We start from the raw sequence: 18,481 nt of genomic DNA on the forward strand, positions 1-18,481 counted from the left end.
TCGCTTCAAAGATAGGATTTTTGTTATTTAATCGAGTTAATAATATCATATTTTGTGATGATATGATATTTTCCGTTTTCTAATTCTATTAAAACAGCTTGATTATCCTTTGTAATTAACTTCGAAACTTCTTCGATAGATGTTCCTGCTTTTACGACTGGATATGGTTTTCCCATTATTTCGTGAACAGGTTTTTCAGCAACATTTCTATCTTCTAAAAATGCTTGAAACAAATCTGATTCATCCAAAGAACCAACAATTCCATTCACGTCCGTTACTGGAATTTGAGAAATTTTGAAACGACGCATACGATCAATTGCATGAGAGGCCAATTCCTCTGTACGAACCGTAACCAAAGGCTTATCGACATGTTCTTTGATTAAATCTACAGCCGTTTTGATTTCTTCGTCCAAATATCCTCTATCACGCATCCAATCATCATTAAAGATTTTTCCTACATAACGAGAACCTGAATCGTGGAATAAAACCACTACAACATCATCTGGTCCGAATTCGTCTTTCATTTGCAACAATCCTTTTATCGCAGATCCCGAAGACATTCCTACAAACAAACCTTCTTCTAAAGCTAAACGACGCGTATAAACCGCTGCATCTTTATCAGTCACTTTTGTAAATCCATCAATAATATCAAAATCTACGTTTTCAGGTAAAATATCTTCACCAATTCCTTCTGTTACATAAGAATACACTTCGTTTTCGTCGAAAATTCCGGTTTCTTTATATTTTTTGAAAACTGATCCATACGTATCAACTCCCCAAATTTTAATGTTAGGATTTTTTTCTTTTAAGTATTTTCCAACGCCTGAAATTGTTCCTCCAGTTCCAACTCCAACAATAAAATGCGTTACTTTTCCTTCTGTTTGTTCCCAAATTTCCGGTCCAGTTTGCTCATAATTCGCTTGTGCATTCGATGGATTATCGTACTGATTTACATACCAACCATTCGGCGTTTCTTTTGCCAAACGTTTCGAAACTGAATAATAAGAACGTGGATCATCTGGCTCAACATCTGTAGGACAAACGACAACTTTTGCACCAACAGCTCGCAAAATATCCATTTTCTCTTTCGATTGTTTGTCTGTAATCACACAAATTAATTTGTAACCTTTGATCACAGCAGCCAAAGCCAATCCCATTCCTGTGTTACCAGAAGTACCTTCGATAATTGTACCTCCTGGAACTAAACGACCATCTTTTTCGGCATCTTCAACCATTTTTAACGCCATACGATCTTTACAAGAATGACCAGGGTTAAAATATTCAACTTTTGCTAAAACTGTACATGGTAAATCCTTTGTAATCTTATTAATTTTAACCAAAGGTGTATTCCCAATCGTTTCTAATATATTGTTTGCGTATTTCATTTTTTTCTAACTTTTAAATTAAAACATTAAATTTTATCTAAAATTAATAGCTTTTGCAGGTGTAATTTTAGATATCATATACGAAGGCAAAAGTAATACAATTGCACAAACTAATAACGCTCCTGCATTTAATAAAACAATTGTGCCAAAGTCTAAATAGACTGGAGCTGTTGATAAATAATAGTTTTCTGCTGGAAGTTTTATAATTCCGAAATATTTCTGAATGAATAATAATCCAAGTCCAATTACATTTCCAGCAATTAATCCTGGTAACATGATAAATAATGCGTAATTGATGAATAATTTTCGGATTCGCCAATTTGTCGCACCAAATGCTTTTAAAATTCCGATTGAATGTGTTCGTTCTAAAATTAATATCAATAAAACCATCACCATATTAATCACCACCACAAAAAGCATGATAAAAAGAATAATGACAATATTTTTGTCGAAAATCGAAATCCAATCATTAATCTGAGCAAAAGATGCTGTTGCTGATTCTGCATACAAATTATATGGAATATTTTCTTGCACACGCTTTGCAACTGGATCAATATTTTCGACATCATTTACAAATAGTTCGAAACCACCAACAGTTGTCGAATCCCAACGATTAAGGCGTTGCACATGCTTGATATCACCAAACATAATTTGATCGTCAAAATTTTTGATATCAGTTTTGAACAATCCAGAAATGGTAAATCGACGATAAATAGGCTTTGTATCTTCTTGAATAAAATACATCACAAACGAACTATCAACATCCAATTTCATTTCGTCCGCAATCTTTTTAGATAATAAAACCTCATCCATTATCGAATCTTTATTGATTCGAGGAAAATGTCCTTTTACCATAAATTTTTCGAAACGAACCGAATCATAATCTGTTCCAACTCCTTTGAACACCACACCACTAAAGTTTTCATCCGTTCGGATAACACCACTTTTATTGGCAATTGCTTGTACATGTTCTATTTCTGGAATCGATTTAAACTTTGGATAAAAAGCTTGATGAAGTGATAATGAATCGGAATTTAATGACGTATTACTATTATAGTTTCTAATCGTAATATGACCATTAAAATCGGCCAATTTTTCTTTGATTGCCATTCTTGCTCCAACACCAGTCGAAATTGTCACCAAAGAAACAATCAACCCTAATGCTACCGCAATTTGACCTACTCGAATAATAATACTCGATAAGTTATTTTTAGTATTTTTACCAAGCGCAATTTTTTTTGAAAACCACCAAGAAAAACTCAAATTATATATTTTTTATAAGATTAAAACTAACTTTAGGCTTTAAATTCGTCTAAATTCAAATGATTCAAAACGAAATGAAAAACTTTGTCAAATATACATCAATTGGTTTACTTAGTTCAGTTATTTTTTTCGGCTTTTCTACTCCAATTTTAGCTCAAAATAATACATCAAAAACAATAGATAATCATTCAACTATTCTTGTTGGAGCAGAAAATACAGCTAACTATCTTTCGAAATTAAAAGGTAAAAAAGTTGGATTAATTTCTAATCAAACAGGAATTGCTACAATTAATGGAACAACGATGCATACAGTTGATTTGTTGTTAAAAAACAACATAAATGTTATAAAATTATATTCTCCTGAACATGGTTTTCGTGGTGATGCTGATGCTGGAGCGAAAGTAAAATCTGGTGTTGATTCTAAAACAGGCTTGCCGATTGTTTCGCTTTATGGCGACAATAAAAAACCAAAAGCAAATCAAATTTCGGATGTTGATGTTTTGATTTTTGACATGCAAGATGTTGGTGCTCGTTTCTATACTTATATTTCCACTTTGCATTATGTAATGGAGGCTGCAGCTGAGAATGGTAAAAAAGTAATTGTATTGGACAGACCAAATCCGAACGGACATTATGTAGACGGACCAGTGATGAAAAATGAATATAAATCGTTTGTTGGTATGCACAATGTTCCGATTGTTTATGGAATGACGATTGGCGAATATGCACAAATGATAAACGGTGAAGGTTGGCTAGCAAATGGTGTAAAAGCAGATTTGGAAATTATTCCACTTATCAATTATACCCATCAATCCAAGTACAATTTACCTGTGAAACCATCGCCTAATTTACCAAATGCTCACGCGATTAATTTATATCCAAGTACATGTTTGTTTGAAGGGACAAACGTTAACGAAGGTCGTGGAACAGATATTCAGTTTCAGGTTTATGGTTCACCATTCCTAAAAAATATGTCTTTTCAATATACGCCAACTTCAAAACCTGGTGCAACAAGTCCAAAATTCAAAGATGAAGTTTGTTACGGAGAGGATTTATCGGATGTTCCGTATCAATCTGCCATCAATTTGAAATGGTTAATCAATGCATATAAAAATAATACGAAGCAACCTTTTTGGACGATGAATGGTAAAAAATTGTGGATTGATCAACTTTCTGGAACTGATGAATTGCGCAAACAAATAGAAGCTGGTTTATCAGAAGCAGAAATAAAAGCAACTTGGCAAAAAGATTTGGAAGCTTTCAAGAAAATAAGAGCAAAATATTTGATTTATAAAGAGTAATCTAATTATAAATGATTAGTTATGAATTATGAATATCAAAATAATAAAACGGAAGCCTAATTTGACTTCCGTTTTTATGTTTTAGAATGATTATTTTTCTCCGACAACCGCAGAAATAGATTCACCCAATTCTTTCACTTTTTCATATAATTTTGTAGAACCTTTATCAAATTCTATCGAAATTTTTCCTTCACGTGCCTTTATTTCTAAAGATTCTCCTTCTCGCCAAACATAGTTTTTTCCTTCAGTCGTTGGCTTTCCAAAAGCTTTCTCTATTTCATTTATTGCAGCTTTAGATTTTGGTTTATCAAAAATCGCCGAATACGAATAAACTTCGTTACTATCGCTCACACTAACCGAAACATTAGAATGAGTTGTTGATCCTGAAGATTTGGCAACTGCGTGTGATTTTGCTGTTTGTCCGTTACAAGCTAAAGCTGATAAAGTTATTGCTATAAATAATGTCTTTTTCATATTTTTATTTTTTATAAAATTCTGAAAAAGATTGGTTTGCATTGGTTAATGAACGGTTAACGAAGCGTTAACACAAAAAAAGCCACAAAATAATTGTAGCTCGTTTTTAAGTATTAAATTTATTTATATTTTTTGTCGCAAGAATTTTATCTCCAAGATTTTTAATTTTATCTACAATTTCTTGATTATCTGTACTTTTTTGAATCTCCATTTTAAGTGAATTATCATTCAAAATAATTTCAAAACTTCCTCGTCCAGTCCAGATATAACCAGATTCTTCCAAAATTCCTTCACCAAATTCTTTCTCGATTGTTTTCTTTATAATCTCTTTTTTATCCGAATTAAAAGTTCCTTTCATCGAGTAATAAGACTCCGTATTATTCGCTCTCAATTGTGCAAAAACTGCAAACGTTAATAACATTAAGAACAAGCTTAAATATTTTTTCATTTAAGGTCTATTATTTAAGATAAATATATGAAATTTTTCAGCAAAAAACATTTTATAATTCGTTTAATATTTCAATAGTTAAGAATTCTCCCGTCATCGAATCAAAAGAGAATAAACAATTTAAACGACTATAATCATTTGCTAAACGATTTGGATCATTATTAATAATTCTTTGATAATCATTACTTTTACGAACTTGAGTTTCATCAATATTACGATTCAAATCAAAAATATTTTGACCTTCATACACCTTACAAATTGGATTTGGAGAAAGATAAAATTTAATCGAACTAATCATTTCATCAACAATTTTCACCGAAATTCCATGCTGTTTGTACAACACAATTTTTCCTTGAGGAATATTTTGCTCTGAAATGTCAGATTCAAATTCATTTTGAAATGATTGAAATAATTCGTCATTCATCGATTTTCCGATTAAAGAAAAATACTGATTTGGATTGGCTTGAAATAAGTTTGTCATATTTTATAGATTTGATTTCATAAAAAAACCTTTCCAAAAATAGAAAGGTTTTGATTAATTATTGAGTTAAAAATATTAGTTTTCTTTCAAATAAACTCCATCAGCCTCAAAATTATATTGCAACTGAGGTTTTGTAATTTTCGCAATTTCTTCTTTCGATTGTCCTGCATCTTCTGCATAATGACGCAATTTCTCAACAGAAATTTCACTAACAAAAGCTTTTCCGTGCACGACAACATTCGCTTTTTCACCATCTAAAGGCATAAAAAAACCATAATCTTTGAAACGCACAAACGACTGTTCTTCGCCTTTTCCAAGATCAACTTTCATCCAACAACCTTTCTTTTTGCAAACAGATTCTATCGTCGAAACAAACTGAACATTTTCCAAAGAATCACCACTTTTCATGTTATCATATAACTTTCCAAGCTCGTTTTTTGTTAATGTATTTTTGATATCAAACGATTCTCCATACACTTGATACGCATATAAATCGTCTATTTTTGCCGTTCCGTTATCTAAAATTTTTAATTGAGATTTAGAAGCTTTTTCAGTTTTAACCTTGGTTTCTTTTTTCGTTTGAGCATTAGTTGTCAAAGCAAAAGATGTTAAGGCACAAAAAGTTAATATATATTTTTTCATATTAATTTTATTTAGTTCAAATTTAAATAATTGTCCATTAACAATTTTATATTTGGATATGAATTTTCTAATAATTGAGGAATTTCATTCTCTTTTTTCCATTCAACCGATTCAATTCCTTCCTCAGTTTGCGGCAAAGGCAATTCAACACCGTCATAAAAAACTTCGAACCAAAATGTTTCTTTGATAATATATTCTCTCAAAAAATAAATGTGAAAAGTAGGCATTAAAAATCGTTTCAACTCTAAATTTGTCAAACTACATTCTTCTTCAATTTCGCGAATTGCAGATTCTTCTCTCGATTCTCCTTTCTCCATTTTACCTTTTGGCAAATCCCATTTCCCAAGTCTGAAAATGAACAAATAATCGTCTTGCGGATTACGAACAATTCCGCCCGCGGCTTGAATATGTTTGTAATATTTTAAGAATTTCGTCCAAACAACATCAATATCTTCACTAAAAATATTGACTAAAGCGGCTGCTTTTGATGATAATAAATGAAAAGATTCATCAAATTGAGCTTCATTTTGAAACAAAATATTTTTTGCTTCAGGATTAGATTGGTTGCTGAAAGTTAACAAACTTTCATTAAAAAAAACTTTGTACATTTGAACGATTTGTTACAAATTTATAAAAAACTCACAAGGATATGAAGGTAAATACAAATAAAGTCCGTTTTGCAAAAAATCAACAAGAAGCATACACTTTTTTGTTGGATATGAAGAATTATGAGCAACTGATGCCAGAGGATACAAAATCGTTTGAAATTCATGAATCTGGAAAAGGATTTACGGTTGGTGTTGGTGCTTTACCAAAGGTTGGAATGCGTTTGAAAGAGACAGTTGAGCCATCGAAAATTGTTTTCGAATCTCCGGCACCTGCTTTTGAATATACTTTGACAATTTCTATTGATGCAGTTGATGAGAATTCGTCTGATGTTTCGTTAGATTTTGATGGAAATTTCAATATGATGATCGAAATGATGGCGAAAAAACCATTGACATCTTTCATTGAAACTATTGCAGAAAATTTAGGAAAAATAGGGTAAAACCATTTTTTCGGTAAATAAAATTTCTAAAACTGTTAAATAAACTTTATATTTTAAAGTTATTTAGCAGTTTTTTTATCTAAATTATTTTTTATGAAACACTTTTACTCAAAAATAATTCTCCTACTCTTTTTTACTTTTACACTAAATAGTTTTTTATTTGGTCAATATATTCAGGTAGATACATCTTTACCGAAAGAAGAATTAATTGATAAATTTATTGGAACAAACACAGGTTGTATTACTATTTCTAATATTAATATTTCTGGATACAATAGAGCTTATGATGAAATAAGCTATGGTTATTTTACAAAAGGAACTAGTAATTTTGATCTTTCTGAAGGAATTATTTTATCTACTGGAAAAGCAAAAGCTGCTGAAGGTCCAAATGCTACTTTACAAAGTTTTTATGGAACTAATTGGGGAGGAGATCAAGATTTAATTGATATTTTGATACAATCTAATTTACCTCATGACAAGATTTTAAATGCAACTTATCTTGAATTTGATTTTGTATCAAATCTAACAACAGATCAAATTAGTTTCGAATATATGTTTCTTTCAGAAGAATATCAATCAAGTAATTGCCAATACTCTGATGCTTTTGCCTTCTTAATCAAAAAAGCAGATAATTCTGAACCCTATCAAAATATCGCATTAGTTCCAAATACAACTATTCCTGTTACTTCATTAACCATAAATGGCGCAAGAGATTGTCCGAGAAACACATCATATTTTGGAAGTTTTAATACTAGGAATAGTCCAACGAATTTCAATGGACAAACAAAAGTTTTGAAAGCAAATGCACAAATAGAAGCTGACACAAAATATCATATCAAATTGGTAATTGCTGATCATGGAGATTCAAAAGGTCGTTATGATTCTGCTGTTTTCTTGAAAGCTGGAAGTTTTATAGGTTCAAAAAGTTTAGGTTCTGATGTTGTATTATGTCCTGGAACATCTGAAACAATAGATGCGACAACGACAAATGCTACAACCTATAAATGGTACAAAGATGGTGTGGAAATTAGTGGTGAAACAAATGCAACATTAGTGGTAGATGAAACAGGTTATTACGAAGTAGAAATCACATTGAATACTGGTTGTTCTTTGAAAGGTCATATTAATGTTTCTGTACAAGAAGAACCGCAGATTTATCAATATAATATTCCTATTTGTGATGATGATTTAGATGGAAAAACACAAGTAAATTTAGACGAATATACTGATCGAATTGTAGAAGATTATTATTCTGCTCATCAAGTGAAATATTTTGAAACCGAACTAGATGCAAATAATAATATTTCTGCTGGGATAACAAATTTCGAATTAAATGAAATTCAGACATCTAAAGAAGTTTGGATTCGTGTCCAAATCGGAACTTGTAAGCCTGTTATTAAAGAAATTACTTTTACATTAAATCATTTAAGTGTTGCAAACGTAATTCCTCCAATAGAAATTTGTGATGAGAATTTAAGCAATGATGAAGAAATTGTTTTATCCGATTATGTTGATGACTTGGTTACAAATCTTGAAGGCTCACCGACATATTACTTAAATGAAATTGATGCTAAAAATAAAAAAAATAATATCAACACAACACAAATTATAAATTCAGATCAAACATTTTGGGTAAGATTTAAACAAAATGGATTATGCGAAAACGTTGCTCCATTGCATTTTATTTTCAAACAATCTGGAAAATCATCAACCTTAAAAGATCTTACAATTTGCAAAGGAACAACAACGACTTTAGACGCAGGTCCAGGATTTAAAACTTACGAATGGTTACATAATGGCGACAAAAATCAATCAATTACAAATGTTCCTGTTGGAACTTATTATGTGAAGTTAGGATTGAATGGTTGTTTTTATACACAAGAAGTAAAAGTTATTGAAGCCGAAGATCCAACTATTCAATCTATCGAAATTCAAGGTTCTACGGTGACCATAAAAGTCACTGGATCTACACCGCCATATCTGTATTCATTGGATAATGGCACTTTTCAATCTTCAAATATTTTCACAAATGTAACTTTAGGAACTCATACAATTTCTGTGAAATCGGCAGATAATTGTTTGCCTATTTCGAAAGAATTTTCGCTGATTAAACTAATCAATTTTATTTCTCCAAATGGTGATGGTAAAAATGATGTGTTGGATTATTCTCAATTAAAAAGTAAAATCAATCCGAAATTTGTCATTTATAATCGAAAAGGAAAATTATTATTTACAGGTTCTGAAGCTAATAATTATACATGGGATGGAAAACTGAATGGAAAAGCGCTACCTTCCGATAGTTATTGGTATATTATCGAATGGACTGAACCAAATTCAACTCAAACTCAAAAATTTGAAGATTGGATTTTATTAAAAAGTACTTATTAATGAATAATTGGATAAATTTTCCTAAAAAGGATTTGATGCTCGAAATTTATTTTTCTGAACAAAATATGGAGGACAAAACTTTATTATTTTGGAATCAAATTAAAATTTCTCCTGAAATATGGAAATGTGATGATGTTATTGAGGATAATTTTTGGGTAGTTGCTGTATACGAAAATTATTTGATTTGATACAATGATATTGAAGAAGGTTTTAATGTTTCGAGATTCAAAATTAAAGGTGAAATAGTAGAATATAACGCTTCTAAAGATGAATTAAATTTCGCAATTAAAGCACTTAAAAATAAAATCGAATCTATTTAAAACAAAAAACCAGAAGATTAACTTCTGGTTTTTTTGTGATATATAATTTCAAATGATTAGCTCATTGATTTTTCGAAACGCTTACGATCTACTTCTTTTAAGTGAATTTTACGTAAACGGATGAAATTTGGAGTTACCTCGATACATTCATCAGCTTGGATATATTCCATACATTCTTCCAAAGTCATTTCTGTTTTTGGAGCGATAGAAGATGAATCATCTTTACCAGCTGCACGGATATTGTTCAATTTTTTAGCTTCAACAACATTTACTACTAAATCATTGTTACGAGAATGCTCTCCGATAATCATTCCTTCGTAAACTTCTTCACCTGGCTCGATAAAGAATTTTCCACGATCTTGTAATTTATCAATAGAATAAGGAGTTGATGTACCTTGATCTTTTGAAATAATTACACCTGCAGAACGACCAGCGATTGCTCCTTTGAATGGTTTATATTCTAAGAAAGTGTGTGCCATTACAGCTTCACCAGCAGTAGAAGTTAACATTTGAGAACGTAATCCGATTAATCCACGAGATGGAATTTCGAATTCTAAGTGTTGCATTCCTTCTTTCGCCTCCATAACTAATAAATCACCCTTACGTTGAGTTACTAAGTCGATTGCTTTAGAAGAATAATCATCTGGAACATCAATTACTAATGTTTCATATGGTTCACATTTTACACCGTCAATTTCTTTGAAGATAACTTGTGGTTGTCCAACTGTTAACTCATATCCTTCACGACGCATTGTTTCAATTAATACAGATAAGTGCATGATACCACGTCCGTAAACTAATTGAGTATTTGAATCTGAAGTTGGCTCAACACGTAAAGCTAAATTACGCTCTAATTCGTCCTCTAAACGCTCAACTAAGTGACGAGAAGTAACGAATTTACCATCTTTACCAAAGAATGGAGAGTTATTGATACCAAAAGACATATTCATTGTCGGTTCATCAATGTGCATTACTGGTAATGCTTCTGGATTCTCAGCATCAGCAATAGTATCTCCAATTTGGAAACCATCGATACCAACTACAGCACAGATATCACCTGCTTTAACTTCTGTAGCTTTAACTTTACCTAAACCAGAGAAAGTATAGATTTCTTTTACTTTTTGTTTCTTAGAAGATCCGTCAGGTTTTGCTAAAGCAACCCAATCACCTTCTTTAATAACACCACGAGTTACTTTACCTACAGCAATACGGCCTAAGAATTTAGAGTAATCTAAAGAAGTAATTTGCATTTGTAATTCACCTTCGTGAGCTTCTGGAGCTGGAACGTGCTCTAAAATACCATCCATTAATGGTAAGATATTTTCTGTACGAACATTCTCAGTATTAAACCATCCTTGTTTAGATGATCCGTAGTATGCTGGGAAGTCTAATTGCTCTTCTGTAGCATCTAAGTTGAAGAATAATTCGAATACTTTATCGTAAACTTCGTCAGGACGACAGTTTTCTTTATCAACTTTGTTGATTACTACTAATGGTTTTAATCCTAATTCTAATGCTTTTCCTAATACGAAACGAGTTTGAGGCATTGGTCCCTCAAAAGCATCAACTAATAAGATAACACCATCAGCCATTTTCAACACACGCTCAACTTCACCACCAAAATCGGCGTGGCCAGGAGTGTCGATAACATTGATTTTTACACCTTTATACTCTACCGAAGCATTTTTAGAGAAGATCGTAATCCCTCTTTCGCGTTCGATATCATTGTTATCCATGATTAATTCACCTGAATCTTGGTTTTCTCTGAAAACGTTTGTTGAGTGAAGAATTTTATCAACCAAAGTAGTTTTACCGTGGTCAACGTGTGCGATAATCGCAATATTTCTAATGTTTTGCATCCTTGAAATTTATGGGTGCGAATTTACGATAAATTATTTTTAATTACTATAGATTTTATTTAATTTAATGAAATCGCAACAAACGTATGTTATTTATCGTTTTTTATTACCAAATGGGTTGTATGATATACCAAAGTTGAAATAGAAAGATGATTTTGGTTTATACTCGTATATATAGTCATTAAAAGATTCATTTTTTTCAAAGATTCTTCCAGTAGGAATGCTACGTAGTCCTGTTTTTACAGTACCAATAAAATCACCAATTCTATGTTCATACATTACACCACTATTAATTTCTGTTTGTCTAAATTCAAATGTTTTATTCGATTGGTTAAAATAGAATGATGTAACATCCATTTCACTACCAAGAGAAAATCGACCATTATTAAATACATTTTTTTTCATCATTACTCTTTTTGGAAGTATGATATCGGCTATCCAACCATTTTTAAATTTATGCTCATAAGAAATAATGGGGAATGTAGGTACTTGCGAACTAGGGTCTATAATTACAGCTAAACCTAAAAGTAATTTGGTTCTTTCGTTTGCTGTAATCATTATACTACCTGTTAGTAAACCACGGAATCTTTCAAAACTATTTTCGTTACCATCAACTGATAGAGTAGCTGAATAAATTGCTGTTTTTTTCCATAGTTTAGAAATATGACTTGCAGTTACAGCTTCCGAATGATAATGAAAGTTTTGTTTCGTTTCATTCATAGTAGAACTAAGGTTATCTATATTTGCTGTCGTGTACTTATAATTAAGTGCTGTAGATATCGTCCATTTTTCTTTTTTGAAAAAATATAAATTCGCATTTGCCTTTATTTGTTGAAAGTTTTTCACTTTACTTTCGGGTAAATTAAAGTTGCTATCTTCTAACTTTTGAGAAAATTTATAAGGTGTAAGATTTGTATATTCTACATTAAGAACACGGGTAGAGGGGAATTTATCTGCAACAAAAACGACAGCTCTTTTTTGAATACTATCTTTTTTTTGAGCGAATGACAAAGTTGAAAGTAAAAGCAATAAGCTTGTAATTGCTTTTTGTTGTATTGAATGCATTAATTTTTATTTGATTTCGTGAATACTCGATTGGAAAAAATTGAAGACAAATACCTTATCATAAATCTTACTGATATTGTGTTCTTCTATTGTTTTTAAAATTGATTTTAAGGTTGTGTCTAATTTGTCATTTACAAGAACAAACCAAGATTCTTTGTTTCTATTTATAGAAATTGTTTCGTTATTTTTAAGATTAGAAATATCCATTAACTTTACTTCTTTAATATGTTCATTCTTCTCAATAATACAAAAATCATGATGTATACAATCTACAATTTCTAATGTCGGATCGTAGCATTGTATAAAACGATTTAAATCTGTTATTTGAATAATTTTATCTTCTTTTTCTGTTGCAGAAAAATTTAGAAGATTTAACTTATTTACCCAAAAATTAAAATTTTTCACACTCATAGTATTTCATGTTTTGTAAATTGAATAGCTAAGAAAAGTATAAAAAAATAGTTTTGATCGTTTTTTATACCAACACTAGATTTTTTTATACCAACCAGAAAAAAAAAGAAGAAGTATAATAAAAACGTTGGTTCGTATAAACTTTAATAATGGAATAGATTAATCAATTACCTTTGTTATAGATAAGATTTTTATAAAAATGAATTCATTGTTACCTCAATCAAAAAATCAAAAAATCATAAATTTTTTAGTAGATAAAAAGTTTAGATTTTCTCGTCATTTACTTTTTATAGTTGGATTTTTATTAGTGATATATAGTTCTACGTTTGCATCTAATTATTATGGTGTATATAGATATTATGTTATTCTTTTACTATTTGTAGTATTTGTATTAAAAACATATATTAATATTTATATATTGGTTCCAAAGTTTTTTTTTAAAGGTTACTATATTTTATATCTATTACTATTAACAATTTTAGTTTATGTGGGGATTAATATTATTGGTCAATCATTAGATATGTTTTTTGAAAAATATAGAATAGCTAATCCTAGACATTTTGGTGAAAACATAAGGAGAAGTTATGAAGGGCTTATAGTTGTTGTGCCAATTATTATGATGACAACTACCTTAAAACTTTTTCAGAAATGGATTGAAGATAATAGACAAATATCTGAACTGAAAAATTTGACATTTTCAATGGAGATAAATGAATTAAAAAATCAAATCAACCCACATTTTTTATTCAATATGTTGAATAATGTAAAAGCATTAATCAGAAAAGATCCTGAAATAGCGACAGATGTTATTATGAAACTTTCAGATTTTTTAAGATATCAATTATATGAAAATAATGAAGAAAAAACACCTGTTTCTTCAGAGTTGAAATTTTTAGCTAATTTTTTAGATTTAGAGAAAATTCGTCAAGAAAATTTAAATGTAGTTATAGAGACTGAAGCGAATAAAAGCGAATTAAATTCTACTTACATTCCGCCCAATTTATTTACAACATTTGTAGAAAATGCTATAAAGCATAGTGTTAATTTAAATGGAGAAGCAACTTATATAAAGGTAAAAGTTTCGATTATTGATAATCATTTACACTTTGTTTGTTTAAATTCTTTAGATCCTAATTACATCATTCCTAATAATAAATTTAAAGGTTTAGGGCTTCCAAATATTACAAGAAGATTAGAACTTTTGTACGGAAAAATGTATACTTTAAATATAGAATCTACAAAAGATGAATATGTTGTTAACTTAATAATTCCAATATGAATTGTATTATAATTGATGATGAGCCTTTGGCAAGAGAAGAAATGGAGTTATTAATAAACGAAGTTTCTGAATTAGAAATTCTAGGTAAGTTTCCGAATGCAGCTTTAGCTTCAAAATTTTTAAGTACAACACAACCAGATGTTATATTTCTTGACATAGAAATGCCATTAATTAATGGGATAGAGTTTGCGCAAAGTGTACCTAGAAATACTTTAATAATTTTTACAACCGCTTATTCAAGATACGCAATAGATAGTTATGAATTAGATGCTATCGATTATTTGTTAAAGCCAATTGATAAAAAGCGTTTAGAAAAAGCAATAAATAAGGCGACGTTTTTTTATAATTTCCTTTCTAATAAAAAGGTTGAAGAAAATACTGTTGAAGAGAATGATGATAATTTTTTATTTATAAAAGCCGATAGAAAACAATATAAAATAAGTTTTTCTGAAATCTTGTTCATAGAAGGTTTGAAAGATTATGTAGTGCTTTACACAACGACACAGAAGTTAATTACAGCAATGAATTTAAAAACGATTCACCAGAAAATAGATTCAGAATTTTTTATACGCGTTAGTAAATCATATATCATAAATTCAAAACATATTATTTCATTTGATAATCATACCATTTATATGAACGAATTTGAAATTCCAATAGGAGAGACCTATCGATCAGAATTCATGCTGAAATACTCAAAAGGGAATTAGATTAAAAGAAAGTAGTATAAATAAAAAAAAAAGCCAAACATTTCTGTTTGGCTTTGTGACCTGGCTGGGGCTCGAACCCAGGACCCCAACATTAAAAGTGTTGTGCTCTACCAACTGAGCTACCAGGTCTCCATTTTGGAGTTGTTATTGTTTTTAGACTTCTCAATAACTAGAAGTTTGTGACCTGGCTGGGGCTCGAACCCAGGACCCCAACATTAAAAGTGTTGTGCTCTACCAACTGAGCTACCAGGTCTCCGTTTTGGAGTTGTTACTGTTTTTAGACTTCTCAATAACTAGAAGTTTGTGACCTGGCTGGGGCTCGAACCCAGGACCCCAACATTAAAAGTGTTGTGCTCTACCAACTGAGCTACCAGGTCTCCATTTTGGAGTTGTTACTGTTTTTAGACTTCTCAATAACTAGAAGTTTGTGACCTGGCTGGGGCTCGAACCCAGGACCCCAACATTAAAAGTGTTGTGCTCTACCAACTGAGCTACCAGGTCTCCGTTTTTTCGGACTGCAAATATACGATTATATCTGAGTTTACAAAACGAAAGACGTTTTTATTTTTTTATATAAAAAAGAACGTTTTGACTAAGTGACCTGGCTGGGGCTCGAACCCAGGACCCCAACATTAAAAGTGTTGTGCTCTACCAACTGAGCTACCAGGTCGGTTTCTTAAATCGAGTGCAAATATAGGGCGTTTAATACTAATTTAACAAACGTTTTGTGAAGTTTTTTACAATTTATTAATTAATCATTTCGGTTTTAAGAACTTAAATTTAGATAAATTTTTAGTTTTTTTTTGAAAGATAGAATTTCGGATAAGAAAACTGAAAAAATAAGCCATAGAAACATCATTTTATATATTTGATAAATGATTTATATACTATATTTGTCATCCAGCAAATCTAAATCTATGTGAACCGAAATTATTTTCGGAACGCTATTTAAAGATTGAAATTTTAGAATGAAGAAGAATATACTATATATTATTATTGCTTTGTTTTCGATAGTGTCGTGTAAAAAATCTGACAACCCAGAGGCAGACGTACCCGATTCTGAATATGCAAACAATTGTAATCAGGAAACAAAAGATGCACATTTGTCTAATTTTGCATTGAAAGAATTAAAGGAATTAATAAAAGATCAACCACAGATTATTCATCAAAAATTGAATGATCGTTGTTTCAAGGTTTCTAAACTTGGAAAAAATTTATACATTCAAAATTCAGATCGTTTAGATTCTTTGAAGATTAAAAACAATAATCAAGGAACAATGTTTTTGAATAAAATAACAGCAATACAGGTTTCACAAGAGATTGTTTATAAATTAACATATTCTTTTCCTATTAAATTCTTGAATCAATATAGAGCAGAAATCAAAAAAGATGCGCCAAAATCTAAATATCATCATTCAAATTCTATTGTTACCAACGAAGATTATCAAGTAACTTATAATGTGGAACGTTATGATGCAAGACGTTTGGAGAATACGTATTCATATCAAATTGATACGTTTGATGGATATGCGAGATTAACTATTTTTTATTCAGAAGACTTACCAGTAGACTAATCATGATTATTTCTTTAGTAGGATATATGGGTAGCGGAAAATCGACTACCGGAAAAGATTTAGCCAAAGCATTGGGTTTCGAATTTATTGATCTTGATGATTTTATCGAACAAAAATATCAAACAAAAATTAGTGAGATTTTTGAAAAAGAAGGCGAATTAGGTTTTCGTAAAAAAGAACGAGAAGCCTTAAAAGAAGTTCTGACTTCAACAAACATTGTGCTTTCTTTAGGCGGTGGAACTCCTGTTTATTTCGATAATATGAATGATATTGCCAACAATTCAATTTCATTTTTTATGCGTGTACAATTACCACAATTGGTGAAACGATTAGAAAATAAAAAAGAAACTCGACCTTTAATTGCTCATCTTTCTAATGAAGAAATGATGGAGTTTATTGCGAAACATTTATTTGAACGCAATCAATATTATGAAAAGGCAAAATATACAATCAGTATTTCAAACCAAAGTACATTAGAAATTTTGGACGAAATTATGAAACATCTTAAAAAGGAGAAGATTTGGAATTAATCCAAATCTTCTCCTTTTATAATGATACCTTCTGCATCTTCTCCACCTTCTTCTAAATAATCATCCAAATCTCGCCGATCTTTTTTCGTTGGTCGACCTTCACCTCTTTCACGATAATAATCTTGCGAAAGCTTGCGAAGCTCTAACACCTCATATTCTTCTTTTGGAGTTGTATCCACAATATGCAAGGTTAACAATTTAGCTCCAATTCTATTATTTGGCACTTGCAATACTTTAAAAGATAAATTAATTTGATCTTTTCTCACCTCAATCGCATCACCCGGAATTATATCTCGCGACGCTTTTGCTACATCTCCATTCACTTTTACACGATTCTTTTTTACCGCATCAGCCGCTAAAGATCTCGTTTTATAATATCTAACACTCCAAAGAAATTTATCTAATCTCATTTAAAACTGAATATTTGTTAGGTTAAACTAATATTTTTTCTAAATTCGCAATATAAATCGAAATAACATGATAAAGAAATTCTTCGTTACTTTAATTGCATGTTCTGCTGTTTTAGTAGGATGTAATAATGATGATGATAATGGTGTAAATAAAGAAACTAAAATTCCAGTTGAAGAACGTAATGCTTTAGATGATGAAGCGATTCAACAATATATGGAAGATTTTTACTTCAATCCTAAAAATGGAAAACTTACAAAGTTCGATACTATCAAAGGAAACGATGATGATGCCTATCCAACATTAAAAAGTTTAGCAAAACAAGATAACTTAGGAATTTGGTATGCCGAAAATCCAAATCATAAAGGAACTGGAGAAACAATTGTATCTAATGATAGTACTTCTATTTATCTAAGTTCTATTTCAACATATTTTGTAGCTACAAACAGTACAGATTATAAAAGAAAATATGGATATTTAGGTCAGTTTTATTATTCAAGTATAAATACTGGAGATGGTTCTGCTGAACAAGACCCAACTTTTTATTACTTTACACCAACAGCAACAGAAATTAAAAATGGTGTAAAAAGAGAACACATCGAATTAAAAAACTTTGTAGAAGGATTAAAACATTTCAAAACAACTGAACGTGCTACAACTGATTTGTATAACTTTCAAGGTGTAATTATTTTACCTTCTCGTTTAGCTTATGCAAGAAACAAATATTACGTTCAAGGTACAGGGTTAACTGAATATTCAACATACAGAGACGCAACTATAATTTTCAATTTCGAATTACCTAAAATCGAGAAAAGAACAACAAAATAATTATCTTCAAAACAAGATAATCTTACAAAAACCATCTACATTGATGGTTTTTTTTTATCTTTAAATT

Annotated in this window: 20 protein-coding genes and 5 tRNA genes; 9 read left to right on the forward strand and 16 right to left on the reverse strand. The window is 30.5% G+C overall.

Annotated elements, in window-relative coordinates:
- Window positions 1-23 precede the first annotated feature (23 nt).
- Complete coding sequence (locus tag G0Q09_RS00065; protein WP_219033580.1) at window positions 24-1,385, reverse strand: pyridoxal-phosphate dependent enzyme; 1,362 nt, start codon at window positions 1,383-1,385, stop codon at window positions 24-26.
- A gap of 33 nt (window positions 1,386-1,418) precedes the next feature.
- Window positions 1,419-2,648 (reverse strand): ABC transporter permease, encoded by a 1,230-nt coding sequence (locus tag G0Q09_RS00070; RefSeq protein WP_115001360.1) that lies wholly within the window; start codon window positions 2,646-2,648, stop codon window positions 1,419-1,421.
- A 74-nt stretch (window positions 2,649-2,722) separates the two neighbouring features.
- On the opposite strand from G0Q09_RS00070, the gene G0Q09_RS00075 reads away from it, so the two are divergent.
- Window positions 2,723-3,949: an exo-beta-N-acetylmuramidase NamZ family protein gene (locus G0Q09_RS00075; protein WP_257467967.1), complete on the forward strand. Its 1,227-nt coding sequence runs from the start codon at window positions 2,723-2,725 to the stop codon at window positions 3,947-3,949.
- 90 nt (window positions 3,950-4,039) lie between these two features.
- On the opposite strand, the gene G0Q09_RS00080 is transcribed toward G0Q09_RS00075, so the two are convergent.
- From G0Q09_RS00080 to G0Q09_RS00100, 5 genes are all read right to left on the reverse strand, one after another.
- On the reverse strand, window positions 4,040-4,423 hold the full coding sequence (locus G0Q09_RS00080) for a hypothetical protein (protein ID WP_219033582.1): 384 nt from the start codon (window positions 4,421-4,423) through the stop codon (window positions 4,040-4,042).
- Between the two features lie 106 nt (window positions 4,424-4,529).
- Window positions 4,530-4,871 carry a hypothetical protein gene (locus G0Q09_RS00085; RefSeq protein ID WP_115001366.1) on the reverse strand — a complete coding sequence of 114 codons (342 nt, stop codon included), beginning with the start codon at window positions 4,869-4,871 and terminating at the stop codon, window positions 4,530-4,532.
- A gap of 52 nt (window positions 4,872-4,923) precedes the next feature.
- Window positions 4,924-5,352, reverse strand: coding sequence for a chalcone isomerase family protein (locus tag G0Q09_RS00090; RefSeq protein ID WP_219033583.1), 429 nt, complete (start codon window positions 5,350-5,352; stop codon window positions 4,924-4,926).
- 75 nt (window positions 5,353-5,427) lie between these two features.
- Entirely contained in the window at window positions 5,428-5,994 is a 567-nt protein-coding gene (locus G0Q09_RS14885) for a DUF4920 domain-containing protein (RefSeq protein ID WP_257467970.1), read from the reverse strand.
- An 11-nt stretch (window positions 5,995-6,005) separates the two neighbouring features.
- Window positions 6,006-6,602 (reverse strand): NUDIX hydrolase, encoded by a 597-nt coding sequence (locus G0Q09_RS00100; protein ID WP_219033584.1) that lies wholly within the window; start codon window positions 6,600-6,602, stop codon window positions 6,006-6,008.
- A 41-nt stretch (window positions 6,603-6,643) separates the two neighbouring features.
- On the opposite strand from G0Q09_RS00100, the gene G0Q09_RS00105 reads away from it, so the two are divergent.
- The 3 genes from G0Q09_RS00105 (at window position 6,644) to G0Q09_RS00115 (ending at window position 9,618) form a co-directional block, all read left to right on the forward strand.
- On the forward strand, window positions 6,644-7,042 hold the full coding sequence (locus G0Q09_RS00105) for a hypothetical protein (RefSeq protein WP_219033585.1): 399 nt from the start codon (window positions 6,644-6,646) through the stop codon (window positions 7,040-7,042).
- A 93-nt stretch (window positions 7,043-7,135) separates the two neighbouring features.
- Complete coding sequence (locus G0Q09_RS00110) at window positions 7,136-9,430, forward strand: choice-of-anchor L domain-containing protein (protein WP_219033586.1); 2,295 nt, start codon at window positions 7,136-7,138, stop codon at window positions 9,428-9,430.
- Window positions 9,430-9,618 (forward strand): hypothetical protein, encoded by a 189-nt coding sequence (locus tag G0Q09_RS00115; protein WP_219033587.1) that lies wholly within the window; start codon window positions 9,430-9,432, stop codon window positions 9,616-9,618. The genes G0Q09_RS00110 and G0Q09_RS00115 overlap by 1 nt, the downstream gene beginning before the upstream one ends.
- A 188-nt stretch (window positions 9,619-9,806) precedes the next feature.
- Here the strand turns inward: G0Q09_RS00115 and typA are convergent, their stop codons facing one another.
- The 3 genes from typA to G0Q09_RS00130 form a co-directional block, all read right to left on the reverse strand.
- The gene (gene typA, locus G0Q09_RS00120; RefSeq protein ID WP_219033588.1) at window positions 9,807-11,609 is read right to left on the reverse strand and encodes a translational GTPase TypA; all 1,803 of its coding nucleotides are present in this window, start codon (window positions 11,607-11,609) and stop codon (window positions 9,807-9,809) included.
- 93 nt (window positions 11,610-11,702) lie between these two features.
- The gene (locus G0Q09_RS00125; protein WP_038334506.1) at window positions 11,703-12,674 is read right to left on the reverse strand and encodes a hypothetical protein; all 972 of its coding nucleotides are present in this window, start codon (window positions 12,672-12,674) and stop codon (window positions 11,703-11,705) included.
- A gap of 6 nt (window positions 12,675-12,680) precedes the next feature.
- Complete coding sequence (locus G0Q09_RS00130) at window positions 12,681-13,085, reverse strand: hypothetical protein (RefSeq protein WP_038334505.1); 405 nt, start codon at window positions 13,083-13,085, stop codon at window positions 12,681-12,683.
- A 199-nt stretch (window positions 13,086-13,284) separates the two neighbouring features.
- On the opposite strand from G0Q09_RS00130, the gene G0Q09_RS00135 reads away from it, so the two are divergent.
- Window positions 13,285-14,364 (forward strand): sensor histidine kinase, encoded by a 1,080-nt coding sequence (locus G0Q09_RS00135; RefSeq protein ID WP_038334504.1) that lies wholly within the window; start codon window positions 13,285-13,287, stop codon window positions 14,362-14,364.
- Window positions 14,361-15,074 carry a LytR/AlgR family response regulator transcription factor gene (locus G0Q09_RS00140; RefSeq protein ID WP_038334503.1) on the forward strand — a complete coding sequence of 238 codons (714 nt, stop codon included), beginning with the start codon at window positions 14,361-14,363 and terminating at the stop codon, window positions 15,072-15,074. Before G0Q09_RS00135 ends, G0Q09_RS00140 begins: the two co-directional genes overlap by 4 nt.
- A gap of 56 nt (window positions 15,075-15,130) precedes the next feature.
- On the opposite strand, the gene G0Q09_RS00145 is transcribed toward G0Q09_RS00140, so the two are convergent.
- The 5 genes from G0Q09_RS00145 to G0Q09_RS00165 form a co-directional block, all read right to left on the reverse strand.
- Window positions 15,131-15,203, reverse strand: a tRNA-Lys gene (locus G0Q09_RS00145).
- A gap of 51 nt (window positions 15,204-15,254) precedes the next feature.
- Window positions 15,255-15,327, reverse strand: a tRNA-Lys gene (locus tag G0Q09_RS00150).
- A gap of 51 nt (window positions 15,328-15,378) precedes the next feature.
- Window positions 15,379-15,451 (reverse strand) — tRNA-Lys (locus G0Q09_RS00155).
- A gap of 51 nt (window positions 15,452-15,502) precedes the next feature.
- Window positions 15,503-15,575 (reverse strand) — tRNA-Lys (locus tag G0Q09_RS00160).
- A gap of 96 nt (window positions 15,576-15,671) precedes the next feature.
- A tRNA-Lys gene (locus G0Q09_RS00165) sits at window positions 15,672-15,744 on the reverse strand.
- 298 nt (window positions 15,745-16,042) lie between these two features.
- On the opposite strand from G0Q09_RS00165, the gene G0Q09_RS00170 reads away from it, so the two are divergent.
- Both G0Q09_RS00170 and G0Q09_RS00175 read left to right on the forward strand, forming a co-directional pair.
- A complete protein-coding gene (locus tag G0Q09_RS00170; RefSeq protein WP_115001390.1) occupies window positions 16,043-16,648 on the forward strand; it encodes a hypothetical protein in 606 nt (201 codons plus the stop codon).
- 2 nt (window positions 16,649-16,650) lie between these two features.
- On the forward strand, window positions 16,651-17,178 hold the full coding sequence (locus G0Q09_RS00175) for a shikimate kinase (RefSeq protein ID WP_219033589.1): 528 nt from the start codon (window positions 16,651-16,653) through the stop codon (window positions 17,176-17,178).
- Here the strand turns inward: G0Q09_RS00175 and G0Q09_RS00180 are convergent.
- The gene (locus tag G0Q09_RS00180; RefSeq protein WP_115001391.1) at window positions 17,175-17,588 is read right to left on the reverse strand and encodes an RNA-binding S4 domain-containing protein; all 414 of its coding nucleotides are present in this window, start codon (window positions 17,586-17,588) and stop codon (window positions 17,175-17,177) included. The genes G0Q09_RS00175 and G0Q09_RS00180 overlap by 4 nt on opposite strands.
- A 67-nt stretch (window positions 17,589-17,655) precedes the next feature.
- Between G0Q09_RS00180 and G0Q09_RS00185 the strand changes: the two genes are divergently transcribed.
- On the forward strand, window positions 17,656-18,414 hold the full coding sequence (locus tag G0Q09_RS00185) for a hypothetical protein (RefSeq protein WP_219033590.1): 759 nt from the start codon (window positions 17,656-17,658) through the stop codon (window positions 18,412-18,414).
- Window positions 18,415-18,481: the final 67 nt, after the last annotated feature.

Origin of the sequence: Empedobacter falsenii (genome assembly GCF_019308355.1) — a bacterium.
Lineage (GTDB): Bacteria > Bacteroidota > Bacteroidia > Flavobacteriales > Weeksellaceae > Empedobacter > Empedobacter falsenii_B.